This is a genomic window from Streptomyces sp. NPDC101219 (assembly GCF_044767675.1).
Lineage (GTDB): Bacteria > Actinomycetota > Actinomycetes > Streptomycetales > Streptomycetaceae > Streptomyces.
Genome location: NZ_JBIWOK010000018.1, coordinates 67,152 through 80,935 on the forward strand (window position 1 = coordinate 67,152; position 13,784 = coordinate 80,935).

A 13,784-nucleotide genomic window follows, 5' to 3' on the forward strand; every position below is an offset into this window, starting at 1 on the left:
CGCGCGAGCCGTCCCGGGGCGGCCGGCCGGCGTCGCGGGACGCCGGCCGGCCGCCGGTCCGGCGGGGCCGGGGCTCAGCCACGACGGCGTACCTGCCAGATGGCGGCCGCGCCCAGGAACACCACGACGGCGATCCCGGCGACGAGTCCCAGCGACGGCCCGCCGTCACCGTCCGAGGAGGCCGAGGAGTCCGCGGAACGCGCGGAGTCCGACGACTCCGACGCGTCCCCTCCGGTCGCCGAGGAGTCCTTCCCGGAGGTCTCGCCGCCCGGTGCCGTGCCCGAGACCTGTTCCCCGCAGCCCGACTCCGGGTAGCCCTCGATGGCGCACAGCAGGGCGTTGGTGTTGTAGCGCAGCGGCTTGGCCACGGCGGCCAGGGCCTGCGCGGTCGTCGCGTTCTCGGCGACCCGGGCGCAGACCGTGCGCCCCTCGGGCGGGGTCTCGCCGGACGGGGCGTCGGCGGCGGTGCCGAAGTCGAGGACCAGCGCGACCCGCTTGCGGCCGTCCTGCGCCGGGGTGCCGGCACAGATGGAGTCGAAGCCGGCCGCGCCGCGGGGTTTGGCGGCGTCGCCGGAGTCCTCGCTGACGGAGAAGCGGAAGCCCTGGACGTCGCCGTCGGCGGGGCGGGCTGTGGAGGGGCCCTCGGTGGCGTACGTCCACTGTCCGCCGTCGCGCTCCCAGAAGGACCAGTAGCGGTAGCCGGCCGCCTGCGCCTGGCCCGCGCCCGCCAGCACGGCGGACAGGGGCACGAGCGCGGTCAGGAGCAGGACGGTGAGCCGGCGGATCACGACTGCTGCCGCTTGTTGCGGCCGCTGACCAGGAAGCCGACGCCGATACCGGCGACCAGGCAGACGCCGACGAACCACCAGATGCCGAAGCCGGAGTCCGACTCGTCCTTCTTCTCGTCCGCGTCGGACGCGCCGGTCTTCGCCGCCGCCCGGTCCGCGGCCGGGGCCGGGCCGGTCGCGCCGAGCTTCTCGACGAGGTCGGTGCCGCCGAAGGCGCGGGGGTCGGCGCCGGTGGCGTGGGCGGCCAGGATCAGCTGGGCGTAGGCGGCGGGGCCGCTCTGGGCGGCCCAGTCGGCGGCGTTCTTCTCCAGCCAGGCCAGCGACTTCTTCGCGGGCGCCGTCGCGCCCTGCGCGGACAGCGCCACGACCGCGTCGGCGGTGTTGCCGTAGTCGGGCTGGTCCTCGGCGCCGGGGAGGGAGGAGACGAGGTGGCCGTCCTCGGCCAGGGCCTCGGTGAGGTACGCGGCGCCGTTGGCCGCGGCCTGCTCGGGGGTGTCGGCCTTCGCACAGCCGTCGGCCGCCGTCCCGTCGCCCTTGCCGGGCTCGACGACCAGGCCGGCGCCGAGGGAGCCGAGCACACCGGCGGCGGTGGCGTCCGCGTTGGGGACCAGGGCGCCCTTCTTGTCGGGCTGGAAGGCGAAGGCCCCCGGGCCCTCCTTGTCGTCGCAGGGCAGTGCCAGCTTCCGCAGCGCGTCGTAGGGGGACCTGCCGTCCTTCGTCACCTCGCCGGGCTTCTCCCCGGCGGCGGCCAGTGCGCCGACGACGACGGAGGTGGAGTTGGTGTCGCTGGCACCGCCCGCGGTGTAGCCCCAGCCGCCGTCCTTGTTCTGCACCGACTTCAGCCAGTCGACGGCCTTGCCGGTGACCTCGTCGTGGCCGCCGAGCGCGGTGAGCGCCTGCACGGCGGCGGCGGTCTGGTTGGTGTCCACCATGGTCTTGGCGTCGCACGCCTTGGAGGTGTCGGCACGGTACGGGCCGAAGGATCCGTCGGCGCACTGCTGCCCGGTCAGCCAGTCGACGGCCGACGCGGCGGGCCGGACCCCGGCGGTGTCCTGGGCGAGCAGGGCGAGCGACTGGCGCCAGACGCCGTCGTACTGCGGGTCGCCGTCGCCGAAGAGGGCGGCGGGCAGTTTCGCGGACGGCGACGGCGACGGGGACGAGTCGGCTGCGGCCGGCGCGGCGGCGCCGATCACGGCGACGGCGGCCAGGACCGCGGCGCTACGGCGGAGGTTCATGATGGGCGGGTGCCTCTCCCTGAGGGGAGTCGGGCAGCACGGGACACCCCGGCGGCTCGGCTCCGTATACCTCGACGGTGCCGTGCTCCGGCGGACTGCCGGGCACGTGAGCCGGTCACGGTCCGTGCGGGGCATTCCGGCTCGCCGTCCGCTGGGACGGCTCACGGCTGCGGGTCAGCGCCGGATTCGCACCGGCTTCCCCCCGTACGGGTGTGATGACGACGCGGCCACTCTACCCGCCCCCCGAACAGGCGACCGGGGCCGGTGGGCGGGAGGTGGCCGAGGTCACGTGGGGGGTGTGACGGGGCGGGCGGGGTTCCGGCCGGACCGGCGCGGTCGCGTCCGGAAGGGGCGCGCGGGTGCGGCCGGGAGGGAGGGCGCACGCCGGGGACGGAGGCGAGTGGGCGGGGCGGGGTGCCGTCCGGTGGCTCAGACCGCGACGTACGTCGCCGGGTCGCTGCCGGGGACCGCCTCGGCGCGGCCCAGTTTCACCAGGCGGCGCAGGTGGGACTCCGCCTCGGAGACGGCGATGGTGCGGGACCCGTACGGGATCTCGGCCCAGGGGCGGTTCCACTCCATGCGCTCCGCGAGCTGCCAGGGCGTGAGCGGGTCGGTGAGGAGGGCGAGCAGGCCGGTGAGCCGGGTCTCGTGGTGGGCGAGGAGTTCGGCGACGCGGGCGCCGGGGTCGGTGAAGGCGTGCTGGTGGGCCGGGAGGACCTCGGCGGGAGCCAGGCGGCCGACGCGTTCGAGGGAGTCCAGGTAGTCGCCGAGCGGGTCGGTCACGGTGGTGTCGTCGGGGTCCTCGTAGAGGCCGATGTGGGGGGTGATGCCGGGCAGCAGGTGGTCGCCGGAGAACAGCCGCCCGTGGCCGGGGAGCCGTGCGGGGTGCTCCTCCTCCAGGTGCAGGCAGACGTGGCCGGGGGTGTGCCCGGGGGTCCAGACGGCGCGCAGCCGGCGGCCCGGCAGGTCGAGGAGTTCGCCGGGGACGATCTCGCGGTCCGGTACGGCGGGGGAGAGGCCGGGCAGGGAGCGTCCGCGGGCGTGGCGCAGGGGTGCCACGTGGTCCTCGGGGGCGCCGGCCGCGACGAGTTTGGCGGTCATGTAGGCGAACCAGCGGGCGGGCGGCGCCTCATGGGTGCGGCGGACGACGGCCGCGTCCGCCGCGTGCATCGCGATCCAGGCGCCGGACGCCTCGCGCACGGCGCCGGACAGGCCGTGGTGGTCGGGGTGGTGGTGGGTGACGACGACGCCGTGGATCTCGGAGACCGCGGTGCCGCAGGCGTTCAGTCCCTCGGTGAGGGTGGCCCAGGAGGCCGGGTCGTCCCAGCCGGTGTCGATCAGCACGGGTCCGGCGTCGGTGTCGACGACGTACACCAGGGTGTGGCCGAGGGGGTTGTCCGGGATCGGCACCTCCAGGGAGCGGACGCCGCCGCCGTGGTCGTGCACTCGCGTCTGCGTCATGGTTCCCCCGTCGCCGCCCGCGTCCCCGACCACTATAACTAGAACGCGTTTCGATGGGGGCCCGGGACAACTTCCGGCCCGGAGGGGCCGGCCCTCATCTCCCGGAGGGGCCGGCCCTCAACTTGGGGGGTGCCGCGCCCGTGGACTGTCCGGCGGGGAGCTGGTATCTGTTCCGGTACCAGAATCTGATGGAGCGTCAGGGAGATGCCGGATCCGGGATCCGGGATCCGAGTCCGGATCCGGGGGTCCCGGGCCGAGGGCTCGGGACGACGTGCAGTCCGGCGTCCGGTGACGAGGCTCCCGGGGAGGCAGTCGGCCATGACCGAGCTCGTGGAACACGGACAGCTGTTCATCGGCGGGGAGTTGACCGACCCGCTGGGCACGGACGTCATCGACGTGGTCTCCCCGCACACCGAGGAGGTCATCGGCCGCGTCCCGCACGCCTCCACCGCGGACGTGGACCGGGCCGTCGCCGTCGCCCGGCGCGCCTTCGACGAGGGGCCGTGGCCCCGCACGTCCCTGGAGGAGCGGATCGCGGTCGTCGCCCGGATCAAGGACGGCCTCGCCGCCCGGCACGACGAGATCGCCCGCGTGATCTCCGCCCAGAACGGCTCCCCGTACTCCTGGAGTGTGCCGGCGCAGGCGTTCGGCGCGGTCATGGTGTGGGACGCGGCGATCACCGTCGCGCGGGGCGTCGCGCCCGAGGAGGCGCGGGACGGGGTCCTCGGGCGGATCCTCGTGCGGCGCGAACCCGTCGGGGTGGTCGCGGCCGTCGTCCCCTGGAACGTCCCGCAGTTCGTCGCCGCCGCCAAGCTGGGGCCCGCGCTGCTGGCCGGCTGCACGGTGGTGCTGAAACCGTCCCCCGAGTCGCCCCTCGACGCGTATCTGCTGGGCGACATCGCGCGGGAGGCGGGACTGCCCGAGGGCGTGCTGTCCATCCTCCCGGCCGACCGCGAGGTCAGCGAGTACCTGGTCGGACACCCCGGGGTCGACAAGGTGGCGTTCACCGGGTCGGTGCCGGCCGGGCGGCGGGTGATGGAGGTGGCCGCGCGCAACCTCACCCGGGTCACGCTGGAACTGGGCGGCAAGTCGGCGGCCGTGGTGCTGCCGGACGCGGACCTCGTCACGACCGTCGCCGGGATCGTGCCGTCCGCCTGGATGAACAACGGCCAGGCGTGCGTGGCCCAGACCCGCATCCTGCTGCCCCGCTCCCGCTACGACGAGTTCGCCGACGCCCTGGCGGCCGCGGCGGGCGACCTGGTCGTCGGCGACCCGCTGGACCCGGCCACCCAGGTCGGCCCGCTGGTCGCCGAGCGCCAGCGGCGGCGCAGCCTCGACTACATCCGCCTCGGACAGGAGGAGGGCGCCAAGATCCTGGCCGGCGGCGGGCGTCCGGCGGGCCTGGAGAGGGGCTGGTACGTGGAGCCGACCCTGTTCGGGGACGTCGACAACGCGATGCGGATCGCCCGGGAGGAGATCTTCGGCCCGGTGATCTGCCTGCTCCCCTACGACGACGAGGCCGACGCGGTGAAGATCGCCAACGACTCCGAGTACGGGCTGAGCGGCAGCGTGTGGACGTCCGACGTGGAGCACGGCATCGACGTGGCCCGCCAGGTCCGCACCGGGACCTACTCGGTCAACACCTTCAGCCTCGACATGCTGGGGCCCTTCGGCGGCTACAAGAACTCCGGCATCGGGCGGGAGTTCGGGCCCGAGGGCTACGGCGCGTACCTGGAGCACAAGATGATCCACCTGCCGGCCGGACGGGAGGGCTGAGCGGGATGGGCGACCGCTGGCACGTCGAGGTCGACCGTTCCCTGTGCATCGGCTCCGGCACCTGTGTGCACCGGGCGCCGGACGCCTTCCGGCTGGACTCCGCCCGCCAGTCGCACGCGGTGGAGCCGGACACCGACGCCGACGAGGACGTCCTCGCGGCGGCCGAGAACTGCCCCGTCGAGGCCATCACGATCACCCTGCCGGGCAGCGGGGAGACGGTGTTCCCGCCGGACGAGTAGACGGGCCGCCGGCCGGTACCGCCGCCGCCCGGCGGTGGTGCGGGTGCGCGGGTGGAGGCACGGGTGCGGGTGGTGCCACGTGTCCGTGGTGTCACGTGTCCGTGGTGGTCCGTGGTGTCACGTGTCCGTGGTGGCGTCGGCCGGTCCCGTCAGGAGCCGCCCGCCTCCGGGGCCGTCACATCGATCAGCCGGCACACCGTCTCGATGTCGATCTTCACCTGGGCGATGGAGGCCCGCCCCGACAGCCAGGTGATCAGGGCCGAGTGCCAGGTGTGCTCGATGACCCGCACCGCGGACAACTGGTCGGCGGTGGGGTCCTCCAGGCCCATGGCGTCCAGGATGATCGCCGTGGTCTGGCGCGACACCTGGTCGACCTCAGGGCTCACGCTGCGGTCCGCGAAGGTCAGGGCGCGCACCATGGCGTCGGCCAGGTGCGGCTCCCGCTGGAGCGCGCGGAAGGCCCGCATCAGGGTCTCCGCCACCCGCTCGGCCGCCCTCTCCCCGGCCGGGGGCTTCTTCCGGAGCGTGCCGTGCATGTGCTCCAGCTGGTCCTGCATCGTCGCGACCAGCAGGTGGATCTTGGACGGGAAGTAGCGGTACAGCGTGCCCAGGGCCACCTGCGAGGACTCCGCGACCTCACGCATCTGGACCGCGTCGAACCCGCCCCGGCTGGCCAGTTGGGCGCTCGCGTGCAGGATGCGGCGCCGACGGGCCTCCTGCCGCTCGGTGAGCGGGGACGCCGGGGAGGGGGGCCGTGCGCCGCCGGCTCCGGTTCCGGCCGTCGCCGTCCTGTCCGCCTTGGCCGGCCTGGCCGCCTTGGTCGCCTTGTCTGGGTTGGCTTCCGCGGGCATGGGTCCCGTTCCGTGACAATCGGTGAGGATGGATGATCGGACAGCATGGCACGCCGTCGGCCGTGGCGTGAATCACCTGATCCACTGCGCCCAGCGCTCCTACCTGCCGGTAGATTCGAAGCCTCCGAACGATCAACTCTGTAACTTGTTCTAGATTAGCGTCCCGGCGTAACCTCGCGGGACAGTGCAGGGAGAAGGGGGCCCAGAGTGACCGCTGAGGCCAGTCAGGCCGGGCCCTCGCAGGGCCCCGCAGCCGACGGCTTGCGACCGCTCCGCATCGCACTCCTCACCTACAAGGGAAACCCGTTCTGCGGCGGGCAGGGCGTCTACGTGCGCCACCTCTCGCGCGAACTCGCCCGGCTCGGCCACCGGGTCGAGGTCATCGGCGCCCAGCCCTACCCCGTGCTCGACGTCCTCGGGCCGGGCCGGGACGGGCCGGCCCTGACCGAGCTGCCCAGCCTCGACCTGTACCGGCAGCCCGACCCCTTCCGCACCCCCGGCCGGGGCGAGTACCGCGACTGGATCGACGCCCTGGAGGTCGCCACCATGTGGACCGGCGGCTTCCCCGAGCCGCTGACGTTCTCCCTGCGGGCCCGCCGCCATCTGCGCGCCCGGCGCGGCGACTTCGACGTCGTGCACGACAACCAGACGCTCGGCTACGGCCTGCTCGGCGACATCGGCGCGCCCCTGGTGACCACGATCCATCACCCCATCACCGTCGACCGGCAGCTCGAACTCGACGCGGCCGACAGCCGCAGGCGCCGGTACGCGGTGCGCCGCTGGTACGCGTTCACCCGGATGCAGAAGCGCGTCGCCCGCCGCCTGCCCTCCGTGCTCACCGTCTCCGGCACCTCCCGCGACGAGATCACCGACCACCTCGGCGTGCGCCAGGACCGCATCCACGTCGTCCACATCGGCGCCGACACCGACCTGTTCGCGCCGGACCCCTCGGTGCCCGTCGTGCCCGGCCGGATCGTGACCACCTCCAGCGCCGACGTGCCGCTCAAGGGCCTGGTCTTCCTCGTCGAGGCACTCGCCAAGGTCCGCGTCGAACAGCCGGACGCCCACCTCGTCGTCGTCGGCAAGCGCCCCGAGAAGGGGCCCGTCGCCCAGGCGATGGAACGCTACGGCCTCGAAGGCGCCGTGGAGTTCGTCAAGGGCATCACGGACGCCGAACTCGTCGACCTGGTGCGCTCGGCGCAGGTCGCGTGCGTGCCGTCGCTGTACGAAGGCTTCTCCCTGCCCGCCGCCGAGGCCATGGCCACCGGCACCCCGCTGCTCGCCACCACCGGCGGCGCCATCCCCGAGGTGGCCGGCCGCGACGGCGAGACCTGCCTGGCGGTGCCGCCGGGTGACGCCGGTGCCCTGGCCGCCGGCCTGACCCGGCTGCTGGGCGATCCCGGTCTGCGCGCCCGGCTCGGCGCGGCCGGCCGGGAACGCGTGCTGCGGCACTTCACCTGGGCGCGCGCGGCGGAGGGGACCGTGGCCCGCTACCGCGAGGCGATGGACCGCGCCGCCGTCCCGGCGCCCGCCCGGCCGCGCGGGACGCGGGTCACCGCCCCGCCGGCCGCCGCGGCTCCCGCGGCCACCGTTCCTTCCCACGATGTTGAAGGCGTCAACTCTCCCGAAAGCAGGGCCACGTGCTGACCGTCGACTTCTCCCGGTTCCCGCTCGCCCCGGGCGACCGTGTTCTGGACCTCGGATGCGGTGCCGGACGGCACGCGTTCGAGTGTTACCGGCGCGGGGCGCAGGTCGTGGCGCTGGACCGGAACGCCGAGGAGATCCGCGAGGTCGCCACCTGGTTCGCGGCGATGAAGGAGGCCGGCGAGGCCCCCGCGGGCGCCACCGCCACCGCCATGGAGGGCGACGCCCTCGCCCTGCCCTTCCCCGACGAGTCCTTCGACGTCGTGATCATCTCCGAGGTGATGGAGCACATCCCGGACGACAAGGGCGTCCTCGCCGAGATGGTCCGGGTCCTCAAGCCCGGTGGCCGCATCGCGATCACCGTGCCGCGCTACGGGCCCGAGAAGGTCTGCTGGACGCTGTCCGACGCCTACCACGAGGTGGAGGGCGGCCACATCCGCATCTACCGCGCGGACGAACTGCTGGGCAGGATCCGCGAGGCGGGCCTCAAGCCGTACGGCACGCACCACGCGCACGCCCTGCACTCGCCGTACTGGTGGCTGAAGTGCGCCTTCGGCGTGGACAACGACCAGGCGCTGCCGGTGCGGGCGTACCACAAGCTGCTGGTCTGGGACATCATGAAGAAGCCGCTGGCCACCCGGGTCGCCGAGCGGGCGCTGAACCCGCTGATCGGCAAGAGCTTCGTGGCCTACGCGACCAAGCCGCACCTGCCGCGCACCGAGGCCGGGGCCGGGGACGACGCCGGGACGGACGCCCGAACCGCATCCCCCTCCGGAGCCGGGTCGGAGGCGGCGGCGAAGTGACCACTCCCCGGACGGAACACCTGGTCCTGACCGGGGTCCTCACCGCGGGTCAGGCCGCCGAGACCGTCGCCGGCATCCTCGCCGGGCAGCGGCCCGACGGCGCGATCCCCTGGTTCCGCGGCCACCACCTGGACCCCTGGGACCACGTCGAGGCCGCGATGGCCCTGGACGCGGCGGGCGCCCACGAGGCCGCCGAGCGGGCGTACCTGTGGCTGGCCCGGCACCAGAACGAGGACGGCTCCTGGTACGCCGCCTACGCCGACGGCGACCACCGCGACGTCACCGACCGCGGCCGGGAGACCAACTTCGTCGCCTACGTCGCCGTGGGCGTGTGGCACCACTACCTGTCCACCGGCGACGACGCCTTCCTGGACCGCATGTGGCCCTGCGTGTACGCGGCCGTGGAGTTCGTGCTGCGGCTGCAGCAGCCCGGCGGGCAGATCGGCTGGCGGCGCGACGACGACGGCACGGCCACCGCGGACGCCCTGCTCACCGGCTCGTCCTCGATCCACCACGCGCTGCGCTGTGCGCTCGCCATCGCCGATCAGCGGGACGAACCGCAGCCCGACTGGGAGCTGGCGGCGGGCGCGCTCCGGCACGCGATCCGGCACCACCCCGAGCGGTTCCTGGACAAGGACCGCTACTCCATGGACTGGTACTACCCCGTCCTGGGCGGCGCCCTCACCGACGAGGAGGCCAAGGCCCGCATCGAAGAGGGCTGGGACCGCTTCGTCGTCCCCGGACTCGGGGTGCGCTGCGTGATCCCCAACCCGTGGGTGACGGGCGGCGAGTCGGCCGAACTCGCCCTGGCGCTGTGGGCGATGGGCGAGTCCGACCGCGCGCTGGAGGTGCTCCAGTCGATCCAGCACCTGCGGGACCCGGAGACGGGCCTGTACTGGACGGGCTACGTCTTCGACGACCGGGCGATCTGGCCGCGGGAGCTGACCACCTGGACGGCGGGCGCCCTGCTGCTGGCCGTCGCCGCACTCGGCGGTCACGAGGCCACCTGCGCGGTCTTCAGCGGCGAGCACCTGCCCAGGGGCCTGGACCCGGACTGCTGCGCCCTGCGCTGAGCCGCCTCCCGGCCGCTGCGCCCCGCGCTGAGGGCGGGGCGCAGCTGTGGTGCGGGTCAGCTGTGGTGCGGGTCAGCTGTGGTGCGGTTCAGCGGCGGTGCAGGCGGTTGGCGATGGCGTGGCCGATGAACAGGTAGACCACCGCGGCCAGTCCGTAGCCCGCGACGACCCGTGCCCAGGCCTCGTCGAAGGTGAACAGGTCACGCGACCAGCCGGCCAGCCAGTTGGCCGCGTCGTGGACGAACTGCACCAGGGCGTTGGCCCGGTTGGCGTCCAGCAGGTACATCAGAATCCACAGGATCAGGATGACGGCCATGATGTCCGCGATCACCGCGACGACCGTCCCTGCCGAGGTGGAACCAGTGCGATAGCGAGGGGACATGCTTTCCGTCTGGCCCCGGAACCCCGGTTGAAACCCGGAACCTCCCGGGCGCCCCGGGGAGTTCGGGGGCACGGCGGGCGTGAGTCGGCGCCGCCGCCCGGGGCGGTCCGGGCGGCGGCAGGCGGTGCCCCCTGTGTGCGTGCCCTCGCTCAGTGGTGGCTGAGCAGCAGGCGCCACGCCTCGGGGCCCCGCTCCAGGTACTCCACCGTGAACGTGTCGGGGTGCCGGCTCTCGATCTGCCGCAGCAGCGGCAGCGGGTCGTGCGGCGCCACCAGCACCAGCGCCCGGCCCGCGGGCACGGCGGACAGCGCCCCGAAGACCGTCGCGTGACGGATCGCGTGCGGGACCTCCCGCACGTCGAGCTCGGGTGCGTCGACGTCGTCCGAGCCGCCGCAGGCACAGCTCCCGCCGCAGCCGCCGCCGGAGGACCCGGTCTCCTCGCCCTCCGCGCCGTGCTCGTGGCCGTGGGAGTGGCCGTGCTCGTGGCCGAGGAGTTCGTGCATGCCCGCGAGGAGCCCGGCCAGCGAGATGTCCGACGAGGCGGCCAGCAGGGGCAGGACCAGCGTGTTCTCCTTCTCCAGGTGCTCCTCGAACATCACCTGGAGCGCCCGGGCGTCGGCCGCGGTCCGCACCGGGGAGCCGGTGGCGCGCAGGGCGTCGACGAGAGCGGTCAGCCTGCGGTGCTCGGCCAGCATGCCGTCGATCAGCAGCCGCGCCTCGGGCAGGTCGCGGGCGGCCGGGTAGAGGGTCCGCTCCTCGGCGGCCGCGTGCGGCAGGAGGTCCCGGTCGCAGAAGCCGACCAGCGCCGAACGCACGGTCTCCGCCTCGGCCGGGTCGCCCTCCGCCGCCGCGAGCAGCATCGTCACCCGCCCGGCCAGCTCGCCCGCCAGCTGCTCGTGATGGGCCTCGACGGCCTCGGCGGCCGCCGCGTCCTGGGGGTCCGATGCGATGGTCAGGGTGCTCATGACGGCGCGTCCTTCCGGCGGTGGACGACCCGTCCCGGTCGGTGCGGGTCGATGTCTGCAATATAGTACGGACATGGCCGTGGAAAATAATGGACCGCTTCCCGGCAGTGGCGCGGACCGGCTGCCGCTGTCCCGGCAACGCCGTGGTGTCCTGCAGTACCTGCGCGGACAGTCCGGCCCGGTGACGGCCACCGCCCTCGCGCAGGTCTGCGCGCTGCACGTCAACACCGTCCGGGAGCACCTGGACGCCCTGGTGGACGACGGTCTCGTCGTCCGCGAGCGGTCGGCCCCGGCCGGCCGGGGCCGACCCGCCCAGCTCTACCGGGCGCGGTCGCCGCAGGCGTCCCCCGCCCGGGAGTACGCCGGACTCGCCGCCGTCCTGGCCGCCCGGATCGCCCGGTCCGCCGCCGACCCGCGCGCGGACGCCCTCGCGGCGGGCGAGGACTGGGGGCGCGTCCTGACCGCCGGGCAGGAGCCGAGCGCGGATCCTGTGGAGGCCCGGCGGCGGGTGCTCGGCCTGCTGGCGGAGATCGGCTTCGCGCCCGATGCGGACGACGAGGCCCGCCAGGTGCGGCTGCCGCGCTGCCCCTTCGTCGAGACGGCCCGTGAACACCCCGGGGTCGTCTGCGGCGTCCACGAGGGACTGACCCGGGCCGCCCTGGCCGCGCTGGGCCCGGAGCCCCAGGACGTCGACCTCCTCCCCTTCGCCGAACCCGACGCCTGCCTCCTGCACCTGGCCGGCGGCCGGCCGGGCCCGCGACGCCCGCCGCAGCCCCGCCCGGCGGACGACGATCCCGGGGCGTCGGACATCGGCCTCGGGGCGTCGGACATGGGCCTCGGGGCCTCGGGCGGCTCCACGGGGTCCGGCGGTGCTACGAGGGACGGCGGTGCTGCGGGGGCCGACGGTTCCATGGGGGCCGGCGGCTCGGCTGCTTCCGCGGTGACCGGCGGCTCCAGGGAGCCGGGCGGCTCCAGGGGATCCAGCGGCTCCCCGGGATCCAGCGGCTCCAGGGGATCCAGCGGCTCCCCGGGATCCAGCGGCGCTGCGGGGTCCGGCGGCTCGAGGGCACCAGGCGGTACTACCGCTTCCGGAGGATCCCCGGCGTCCGGCGGTTCCATGGGGGCCGGCGGCTCGGCTGCTTCCGCGGTGACCGGCGGCTCCAGGGAGCCGGGCGGTTCGACCGCATCGCGTGGTTCGACCGCGCCGCGCAGTTCCACCGCCCCCGGCGGCGCCTCCGCGCCCGGCGGCGCCTCCGCGCCCGGCGGCGCCTCCGCGCCCGGCGGCGCCTCCGCGCCCGGCGACCCGGAGGCGCCCCACGCACCCGGGGAGCCCCGGTGACGCCGGCCCCCGGCGCCGCCGGCCACGGAATCCCCGGCCCCGCCCCCGGCCGGCCCCCGGGCCGGGCTCCCGACCGCGCGGCCCGGCGCACCGGGGCCCGCAGGGTGCCGCTGCTGCTGGCCGCCGGGATCTGCCTGTTCGCCGGTCTCGACTGCGCCCTGATCCTGCTCGGACTGCCCGCCCCGGTGACCGGGGAGCGGCTGCCGCGGGTCCACGGCGTCCTGCTCGTCCTCGGCTTCGCCGGCACCCTGGTGGCGCTGGAACGCGCCGTCGCCCTGGGTGGCCGGTGGCCCTACGCGGCCCCCGCCCTCCTCGGCGCGGGCGGCCTGCTGCTGCTCACACCCGCCGACCCGGCCCTGCCCCGGCTGCTGCTCGTCGCCGGATGCGCGGCGCTGACCGTGCTGTACGTGCGCTTCTGGCGCCGTCAGCCGAGCGCGGCCCTGCTCGCGCAGGCCGCCGGCGCCGTCTGCGCGCTGGGCGGGGCCCTGCTGTGGCTGGGCGGCCTGGACGTGCCGCGCCTGCTGCCTTGGCTGGTCGCCTTCCTCGTGCTGACCATCGCCGGGGAGCGACTCGAACTCGCCCGCGTCGCCACCCTCGCCCCGTCCGCCGAACCGGCCTTCCTCGCCTGCGTCGCGACGGTGGCCGTCGGGGTCGTCACCACCCTCATGTGGCCCCTCGCGGGCACCCTGGTGCTCGGCGCCGCCCTCCTCGTCCTCGTCGGGTGGCTCCTCGTGCACGACGTGGCGCGTCGGCTCCTGCGCTCCACCGGACTGCCCCGCTTCACCGCCGGGTGCCTGCTGGCCGGGTACGGCTGGCTGGGGCTCGCCGGCGGCCTGTGGCTGGTCACGGGGCCGGTCACCGACGGCACCCGCTACGACGCCGTGGTGCACGCCGTGTTCCTCGGCTTCGTGATGTCGATGATCATGGCGCACGCGCCGACGATCCTGCCCGCGGTCCTGCGCCGCCCCCTGCCGTACCGCCCCGGCATGGCGGTGGCCGCCTGGCTGCTGCACCTCTCCCTGGTCCTGCGGGTGTGCGTCGGCGACCTCCGCGACAACGAGGCGGCCTGGCGGGCGGGCGGCGTGCTCAACATCGCCGCGGTCCTGCTGTTCGTCGTGACCGCCGCCGCGGCATCGGTGACCGCCGCCCGGAGGGCCGCCGGGACGCCGCCGACCAGGCCCCGCTCCCCGGCCGACACCGGTTCCGACCGGCCGAGGGCGTGACGTGA

The 13,784-nt window shown here is 75.0% G+C and carries 13 protein-coding genes and 1 riboswitch; of the genes, 7 read left to right on the plus strand and 6 right to left on the minus strand.

All coding sequences use genetic code 11. The annotated features are described in order from the left end of the window. Positions 1–74: 74 nt before the first annotated feature. The 3 genes from ACIRPP_RS28165 to ACIRPP_RS28175 all read right to left on the minus strand — a co-directional run bounded on the left by ACIRPP_RS28165 (position 75) and on the right by ACIRPP_RS28175 (position 3,484). On the minus strand, positions 75–788 hold the full coding sequence (locus ACIRPP_RS28165; RefSeq protein ID WP_403648407.1) for an SCO2322 family protein: 714 nt from the start codon (positions 786–788) through the stop codon (positions 75–77). Continuing rightward, positions 785–2,023 carry a prenyltransferase/squalene oxidase repeat-containing protein gene (locus ACIRPP_RS28170; RefSeq protein ID WP_403648410.1) on the minus strand — a complete coding sequence of 413 codons (1,239 nt, stop codon included), beginning with the start codon at positions 2,021–2,023 and terminating at the stop codon, positions 785–787. The genes ACIRPP_RS28165 and ACIRPP_RS28170 overlap by 4 nt, the downstream gene beginning before the upstream one ends. 129 nt (positions 2,024–2,152) lie before the next feature. Continuing rightward, a riboswitch (cobalamin riboswitch) is annotated at positions 2,153–2,225 on the minus strand. A gap of 227 nt (positions 2,226–2,452) precedes the next feature. Continuing rightward, a complete protein-coding gene (locus tag ACIRPP_RS28175) occupies positions 2,453–3,484 on the minus strand; it encodes an MBL fold metallo-hydrolase (RefSeq protein ID WP_403648413.1) in 1,032 nt (343 codons plus the stop codon). 318 nt (positions 3,485–3,802) lie between these two features. On the opposite strand from ACIRPP_RS28175, the gene ACIRPP_RS28180 reads away from it, so the two are divergent. Continuing rightward, on the plus strand, positions 3,803–5,260 hold the full coding sequence (locus ACIRPP_RS28180; protein ID WP_403648416.1) for an aldehyde dehydrogenase: 1,458 nt from the start codon (positions 3,803–3,805) through the stop codon (positions 5,258–5,260). Between the two features lie 5 nt (positions 5,261–5,265). Then, the gene (locus tag ACIRPP_RS28185; protein ID WP_403648418.1) at positions 5,266–5,499 is read left to right on the plus strand and encodes a ferredoxin; all 234 of its coding nucleotides are present in this window, start codon (positions 5,266–5,268) and stop codon (positions 5,497–5,499) included. Between the two features lie 149 nt (positions 5,500–5,648). Here the strand turns inward: ACIRPP_RS28185 and ACIRPP_RS28190 are convergent, their stop codons facing one another. Next, complete coding sequence (locus ACIRPP_RS28190; protein ID WP_192232831.1) at positions 5,649–6,350, minus strand: TetR family transcriptional regulator; 702 nt, start codon at positions 6,348–6,350, stop codon at positions 5,649–5,651. Between the two features lie 207 nt (positions 6,351–6,557). On the opposite strand from ACIRPP_RS28190, the gene ACIRPP_RS28195 reads away from it, so the two are divergent. The 3 genes from ACIRPP_RS28195 to ACIRPP_RS28205 are packed head-to-tail and all read left to right on the plus strand — an operon-like array spanning position 6,558 to position 9,870. After that, positions 6,558–7,997 (plus strand): glycosyltransferase family 4 protein, encoded by a 1,440-nt coding sequence (locus ACIRPP_RS28195; protein ID WP_403648420.1) that lies wholly within the window; start codon positions 6,558–6,560, stop codon positions 7,995–7,997. Beyond that, complete coding sequence (locus ACIRPP_RS28200; protein WP_403648423.1) at positions 7,991–8,797, plus strand: methyltransferase domain-containing protein; 807 nt, start codon at positions 7,991–7,993, stop codon at positions 8,795–8,797. Before ACIRPP_RS28195 ends, ACIRPP_RS28200 begins: the two co-directional genes overlap by 7 nt. Next, on the plus strand, positions 8,794–9,870 hold the full coding sequence (locus tag ACIRPP_RS28205) for a prenyltransferase (RefSeq protein WP_403648425.1): 1,077 nt from the start codon (positions 8,794–8,796) through the stop codon (positions 9,868–9,870). Before ACIRPP_RS28200 ends, ACIRPP_RS28205 begins: the two co-directional genes overlap by 4 nt. An 88-nt stretch (positions 9,871–9,958) precedes the next feature. On the opposite strand, the gene ACIRPP_RS28210 is transcribed toward ACIRPP_RS28205, so the two are convergent. Both ACIRPP_RS28210 and ACIRPP_RS28215 read right to left on the minus strand, forming a co-directional pair. Further along, the gene (locus ACIRPP_RS28210; protein ID WP_192232827.1) at positions 9,959–10,252 is read right to left on the minus strand and encodes a hypothetical protein; all 294 of its coding nucleotides are present in this window, start codon (positions 10,250–10,252) and stop codon (positions 9,959–9,961) included. A gap of 149 nt (positions 10,253–10,401) precedes the next feature. Further along, positions 10,402–11,217, minus strand: a complete 816-nt coding sequence (locus ACIRPP_RS28215) for a DUF2249 domain-containing protein (RefSeq protein WP_403648429.1) — start codon at positions 11,215–11,217, stop codon at positions 10,402–10,404. A 73-nt stretch (positions 11,218–11,290) separates the two neighbouring features. Here ACIRPP_RS28215 and ACIRPP_RS28220 point away from each other — a divergent pair, with 73 nt between their 5' ends. Together ACIRPP_RS28220 and ACIRPP_RS28225 are read left to right on the plus strand one after the other, a co-directional pair. Beyond that, positions 11,291–12,556 (plus strand): helix-turn-helix transcriptional regulator, encoded by a 1,266-nt coding sequence (locus ACIRPP_RS28220; RefSeq protein ID WP_403648432.1) that lies wholly within the window; start codon positions 11,291–11,293, stop codon positions 12,554–12,556. Further along, entirely contained in the window at positions 12,553–13,779 is a 1,227-nt protein-coding gene (locus ACIRPP_RS28225) for a hypothetical protein (RefSeq protein ID WP_403648434.1), read from the plus strand. The genes ACIRPP_RS28220 and ACIRPP_RS28225 overlap by 4 nt, the downstream gene beginning before the upstream one ends. Positions 13,780–13,784: the final 5 nt, after the last annotated feature.

What these genes read in the sequence shown, in the direction of transcription:
- ACIRPP_RS28170 (WP_403648410.1), bottom strand. Translation starts at nt 2,023, where the DNA reads ATGAACCTCCGCCGTAGCGCCGCGGTCCTGGCCGCCGTCGCCGTGATC.
- ACIRPP_RS28175 (WP_403648413.1), bottom strand. Translation starts at nt 3,484, where the DNA reads ATGACGCAGACGCGAGTGCACGACCACGGCGGCGGCGTCCGCTCCCTG.
- ACIRPP_RS28180 (WP_403648416.1), top strand. Translation starts at nt 3,803, where the DNA reads ATGACCGAGCTCGTGGAACACGGACAGCTGTTCATCGGCGGGGAGTTG.
- ACIRPP_RS28185 (WP_403648418.1), top strand. Translation starts at nt 5,266, where the DNA reads ATGGGCGACCGCTGGCACGTCGAGGTCGACCGTTCCCTGTGCATCGGC.
- ACIRPP_RS28190 (WP_192232831.1), bottom strand. Translation starts at nt 6,350, where the DNA reads ATGCCCGCGGAAGCCAACCCAGACAAGGCGACCAAGGCGGCCAGGCCG.
- ACIRPP_RS28210 (WP_192232827.1), bottom strand. Translation starts at nt 10,252, where the DNA reads ATGTCCCCTCGCTATCGCACTGGTTCCACCTCGGCAGGGACGGTCGTC.
- ACIRPP_RS28215 (WP_403648429.1), bottom strand. Translation starts at nt 11,217, where the DNA reads ATGAGCACCCTGACCATCGCATCGGACCCCCAGGACGCGGCGGCCGCC.
- ACIRPP_RS28220 (WP_403648432.1), top strand. Translation starts at nt 11,291, where the DNA reads ATGGCCGTGGAAAATAATGGACCGCTTCCCGGCAGTGGCGCGGACCGG.